Genomic DNA, 4,797 nt, shown 5'->3' with positions numbered 1-4,797 from the left:
TCAGAAACGCACCGTCGAGGAAACTTGGCGTCACATCGGCCACCTCGTCGAAACCATCGAGGCAGCCGAATGCAAGAACTACTTCGAAAACGCCGGATACGCTTCCGTCAAAACATGAAACGCTCTAGTCGCCACGACCTTCGGCAATGTCACGAAACCGAAGACGGCGGGTGCGGCAATTGCGATCCGCTGCTTCTCATCGTTCTTTATCGCGAAAATCGACGCTTCCAGGCGATCCATTGAAGTCAGGGCTATTTCCACGTTGCGCAGGAGTTCCCAGGCCTTCCTTGACGGAATGATCCGATTGGTCGACCGTTCAAAAAGAGCGATGCCGAGGGCGGCCTCGAGCTGCTTTACGTGCTGGCTAACCGCAGGTTGGCTTATCCCGAGCGCAGCAGCTGCCTGCCTCGTCGATCCGGTGCGCAACACCTGACGAAAGACCTGCAACTGTCGGAGCTTCAGGCCGCTTTGCAGCAACTCCATTTTGCGCCCTTTCTCGAGAACGCCCAAGCCACATGTGAATTGGCTCGGCTAACCGAGCTCAGAATTGGATTGCGCCGAGCGCCCTAAAGCTAAGTCGCCAAGCAAACTCCGAATCCATCACTCTATAGTCACTATAGTGACTGGTAAAGGGGGAGGTTTGCTTGTCGCTATGCGCGCATGCGCCTTGCGGAGATTTTTGGAGCAAACGTTCGAAGGGTCCGGCAGGAGCGCGGCATGACCCTGGAATCTCTGGCAACCGAGGCTGGCCTTGCGTACAGCTACATGGGCGGCATCGAACGAGGACAAAAGAACCCTTCTCTCAACGTGGTGGAGAAGATCGCGAAGGTGCTGGGCAGCGATCCGGTCACATTGCTTTGCCGGTCTCCGACGTCAAAATAGCCGGATACCATACTCGGCCAGATCAAATGGCGACGACAGCTCCCAAGTGATCGTCAGGCTGGCAATCTGCGCGGCGCCATCTAAGGGCATCGCCCGACGTCGAGCTCATTCGATCTCCGAATTCTAGCTGATAATTCCATTTGAAGCTGGGAGGCGAGGTTGCTCGAGCCTCAGTGCGACGCTGCGGCGGTCAAATCGGATGGCCCGTCAGAGTGCTGATTGCGTATATAACCAGCCGTTATAGCTCAAATTCTGAAAATTATAGATTGAATGAATAGGCCTTGTCAGTAATCTAGGCGAAATCCTGCAAAATTGTTGCAAGATATCCCTTAGTAGATTTCGCAATCTTTGGCCATCAGCCGTAGATCTGCCGCGTGGGCAGGCGCGGCACACATTGCGAAATTGCGCATTGATGGAAGAGTCTCATGGGCGGTTTTGCTGCTCAATTTGCTGCCGCCTTCATGGTTACCGTAGGCCTTGCTCTTGTTAGCGGCTTCCTCGGCACCGTATTCGGCCTGCTGTTGGCCATCTCGAAAGGCACGTCTACGGCCCGTTTCAGAAGTCTCGTGACGGCTTACACGACTGTGGTTCGGGGCGTTCCAGAACTCCTCATCATCCTTCTTATCTATTTCGGGGGAACCACGTTCGCCAGCAAGCTCGCTGGCAGGTATGTGGAGGTGAACTCTTTCACCGCAGGGGTCATCGCGCTTACTGTTGTCTTCAGCGGCTATGCGACCGAAGTTTTCCGCGGTGCGATTGCGGCGGTGCCAACGGGGCAGACCGAAGCGGCGAAGTCGCTTGGCCTGAATATCTGGCAGCGGTGGTTGTTCATCGTTGGGCCGCAGATGCTGAGGCTGGCGCTGCCCGCCTATGGCAATCTTTGGATATCGCTCTTCAAGGACACGGCGCTGGTCTCTGTCGTGGGCCTGACCGACATCATGCGCGTTGCCTATGTCGGCGCCGGATCCTTGCGCGCGCCGTTAACGTTCTACCTTGCGGCATCCGCTTTCTATCTCTCCCTGACGACGATCACCCTGCTGTCGATCCGCTTCGCGGAGCGGCGCTATCCTGCATTCGGTCGATAGAAGGGCAACGCTATGAACTTCGATTTGATGTTCGACGCCGTCCTGGTTCTGCCCTCAGGCATCGGTCTCACCTTGATCCTGACAGTCCTTTCACTGACGGCAGGATTTCTTCTGTCGGTACCGCTGGCGTTCGCCCGCGCGTTTGGACGCCCGAGCCTCTCTTTCGCTGTTCTGGCCTATACCTATGTCATCCGCGGTACGCCCATGCTGGTTCAGCTCTTCTTGCTCTATTATGGTTTGAGCCAGATTGAGGCGGTGCGCGCCAGCGTCTTCTGGGTGATCCTTAAAGACCCTCTTTGGTGCGCCCTTTTTACCTTTTCGCTGAACAGCGCGGCGCACACCACCGAAATCCTGTGCCGCGGTCTCCAATCCGTGCCGAACGGCGTTATTGAGGCCGCCAATGCGCTTGGCCTGAAACGTTTGCAGATCGCCCGGCTTGTCACCTTTCCGATCGCTTTCCGGATTTCGCTTCCGGCTTACGGAAACGAGGTCGTGGGGATGATCAAGGGCTCGTCGCTGGCAAGCACCGTAACGCTGCTTGAGATAACCGGCATGGCGCGACAGATGGTGTCGGCCACCTTCGCGCCCTACGAGATCTTCATCGTCGCAGGAGCGATGTATCTCGCGCTCACGACGCTCGCCGTGAAAGCCACCCAGTTCCTGGAACGGCGGCTTTCGACTGAAGGCACTTCAAAGCAAAGACGCAAGGCGCGGCTCCGTCCGACCTTGCCTCACCACGAGATCACGACACTCGCGCCGTGACGCCGCCGCCTTAAGGCTGGCTTCCCATCCAAACCCAAACAAAGAGGTGTCCCATGCGCATGCCCTTGGCTATTGCCATTTCTGTCGCGTCCTTGATCCCAGCATTGCCCGCCCGTGCCGATAGCGAGCGAACGATATCTATCGCCACCGAAGGGGCGTCGCCGCCCTGGGACGGGACAGACGCGGATGGCAAGCTTTACGGCTACGATGTCGATGTCGGTCTCGAACTGTGTAATCGCATCAAAATCAAATGCAGCTTCGTGGCGCAGGATTGGGACGGGATCATTCCTGCGCTACTGGTCGGGAAATACGACGTCATCATGTCAGGGATGGCGATTACCGAGAAGCGCAAGCAGCAGATCGCATTCTCCAGCCCGTACGCCAGCGGATACAACCAGTTCGTTGTCCGCAAAGAGCTTGGGCTCGATGCCGGCGACACCAAAGAGAAGGTCAACCTCTCCTCAGTCGGAAACAAGGAGAAGGCAACCATCGAGCGGCTCAGGTCGACCCTTAGTGGCAAAGCCATTGGTGTCCTTCGTTCATCGAACTCCGAGGCTGTTGTGAAACAACTCCTCGGCGATGTCGTGACCATTCGCAGCTATGACAGTCTCGACAATTTGAAGCTCGACCTTACCGCGGGGCGCGTCGACGGTGGCCTCGCCGACTACTTCACATGGCGCGATTTCCTGGAGGCGCCTGGAGGGTCGGTTGCGGTATTTTTCGGACCGCAGCTGAATGGTGGTCTCTGGGGTCCGGGTGTGGGCGCCGGTATGCGCAAAGACGATAGCAAACTGCTGACCAAGTTCAATGCGGCGCTCGACGCCGCCACCAAGGATGGCACCATCAAGGCGTTGAGCCTCAAGTGGTTCAAGACGGATATTTCTCCGGCCTTGCCAAAATAGCCCGGCCCCGCGGCCGACTTCGATGTGGTGCTGGCCGAGTGTTGGCGCCAGACGTTCACGACCATGAGGCGAGTTCCATGAAAGACTCATTTTGCGCGGTCGTAACCGGCCAATCATTGATTACGCATGACATCCGTCATGTTCAAGACGAGCGGTTCGCGGAGGTTGTACGCTTCTTGCAGCAGGGTGACGTCGTCTTCACCAATTTCGAGTCGACGATCCTCGGCAAACATGGTGGTTGGCCGACCAAGGGCAGGTATTTCGGCTATTCCAGGGCTGAGGTGCTGGATGCATTGCAGGATATCGGTTTCAACGCGCTCGCCTTGGCGAACAACCACGCGTTCGATCTCGGTGCTGGCGGTGTTCTCTCGACGCTAGAGGAAGTGCAAGCGCGAGGCTACCTGCATGCGGGCATCGGGGTCGATGCGACCGATGCCCGCAAACCGGGTCGCCGCCGACTAGGTAAACGCGACGTCGCCCTTCTTGCGATCGATGCCGGTCCCGGTCCGTCCAGCATGTATGCCGAGAACCACACGGCCTTTCGTCCGGCTCGCCCTGGCGTCAACCGGCTCAAGACCGTTCGGAAAATCGGGGTGCCTGACGGGCATTTCAGGCGATTGGCACGGCTTGGGGGCCATTTGCAAAGCTCTCCCTTCGAACTGACCAATTATGCGCAGCCGGAGGATCCGCCGGAGGTGGCCAGCGACAGAGAGCTCAATTTCTACGGCACCGTATTTACCCAAGCTGCCAACTTCGGCCGCATGGTCGAAGTCGATCAGGCAAGCGCGAGCATCCATTTGTCCGCCATCCGTCAGGCGGCAGCGCAAGGCGATTTCGTTATCGCCTACCTGCACCATCATCATTGGGAACCGGGTTGGCAGGATGTACCGCGCTGGGTGCAGGCCTTTGCTCGCACATGCATTGACGCCGGTGCAAACCTTTTTGTCAGTCACGGCGCCCCCGTCCTGCAGGCGATCGAAATCTACAATGGCTCGCCAGTTTTCTACGGTCTCGGAAATTTCCTCTTTCATGTCCATCCTGACGAGGGCGAGTGGGATCCTCCGGAAGTCTGGCAAAGCATTGTCGCTGCTTGCCGCTATGAGGCGAATGGAAACCTTGAAGGCATCGACCTTCTGCCCGTCGTGATCGGCGAGATAAATGAGCGC

6 protein-coding genes and 1 pseudogene are annotated in these 4,797 nt (G+C 57.6%); 6 read left to right on the top strand and 1 reads right to left on the bottom strand.

The window, feature by feature from the left end; translation table 11 throughout:
- A pseudogene (locus tag EOA36_RS27985) lies at positions 1 to 118 on the top strand (IS630 family transposase); the annotation flags it as partial.
- Here EOA36_RS27985 and EOA36_RS38855 read toward each other — a convergent pair.
- Positions 79 to 483, bottom strand: coding sequence for a LysR family transcriptional regulator (locus EOA36_RS38855; protein ID WP_281040085.1), 405 nt, complete (start codon positions 481 to 483; stop codon positions 79 to 81). The pseudogene EOA36_RS27985 and the gene EOA36_RS38855 sit on opposite strands and share 40 nt — an antisense overlap.
- 177 nt (positions 484 to 660) lie before the next feature.
- Here EOA36_RS38855 and EOA36_RS27975 point away from each other — a divergent pair, with 177 nt between their 5' ends.
- From EOA36_RS27975 to EOA36_RS27955, 5 genes are all read left to right on the top strand, one after another.
- Positions 661 to 882 (top strand): helix-turn-helix transcriptional regulator, encoded by a 222-nt coding sequence (locus tag EOA36_RS27975; RefSeq protein WP_127280293.1) that lies wholly within the window; start codon positions 661 to 663, stop codon positions 880 to 882.
- A gap of 425 nt (positions 883 to 1,307) precedes the next feature.
- Entirely contained in the window at positions 1,308 to 1,967 is a 660-nt protein-coding gene (locus EOA36_RS27970) for an ABC transporter permease subunit (protein ID WP_127280292.1), read from the top strand.
- Between the two features lie 12 nt (positions 1,968 to 1,979).
- The gene (locus EOA36_RS27965; protein WP_127280291.1) at positions 1,980 to 2,729 is read left to right on the top strand and encodes an ABC transporter permease subunit; all 750 of its coding nucleotides are present in this window, start codon (positions 1,980 to 1,982) and stop codon (positions 2,727 to 2,729) included.
- A 53-nt stretch (positions 2,730 to 2,782) separates the two neighbouring features.
- Complete coding sequence (locus EOA36_RS27960) at positions 2,783 to 3,631, top strand: transporter substrate-binding domain-containing protein (RefSeq protein ID WP_127280290.1); 849 nt, start codon at positions 2,783 to 2,785, stop codon at positions 3,629 to 3,631.
- A gap of 77 nt (positions 3,632 to 3,708) precedes the next feature.
- On the top strand, positions 3,709 to 4,797 hold a 1,089-nt coding region (locus EOA36_RS27955; protein ID WP_145969340.1), incomplete at its 3' end, for a CapA family protein.

Source organism: Mesorhizobium sp. M8A.F.Ca.ET.021.01.1.1 (assembly GCF_003998025.1).
In the GTDB taxonomy this organism is placed as follows: domain Bacteria; phylum Pseudomonadota; class Alphaproteobacteria; order Rhizobiales; family Rhizobiaceae; genus Mesorhizobium.
This window is presented reverse-complemented; position numbering and strand designations above follow the sequence as displayed.

Excerpts from the sequence above, each read along its gene's own strand:
- EOA36_RS27965 (WP_127280291.1), top strand. The coding sequence starts at position 1,980 with ATGAACTTCGATTTGATGTTCGACGCCGTCCTGGTTCTGCCCTCAGGC.
- EOA36_RS27970 (WP_127280292.1), top strand. The coding sequence starts at position 1,308 with ATGGGCGGTTTTGCTGCTCAATTTGCTGCCGCCTTCATGGTTACCGTA.
- EOA36_RS27960 (WP_127280290.1), top strand. The coding sequence starts at position 2,783 with ATGCGCATGCCCTTGGCTATTGCCATTTCTGTCGCGTCCTTGATCCCA.
- EOA36_RS27975 (WP_127280293.1), top strand. The coding sequence starts at position 661 with ATGCGCCTTGCGGAGATTTTTGGAGCAAACGTTCGAAGGGTCCGGCAG.
- EOA36_RS38855 (WP_281040085.1), bottom strand. The coding sequence starts at position 483 with ATGGAGTTGCTGCAAAGCGGCCTGAAGCTCCGACAGTTGCAGGTCTTT.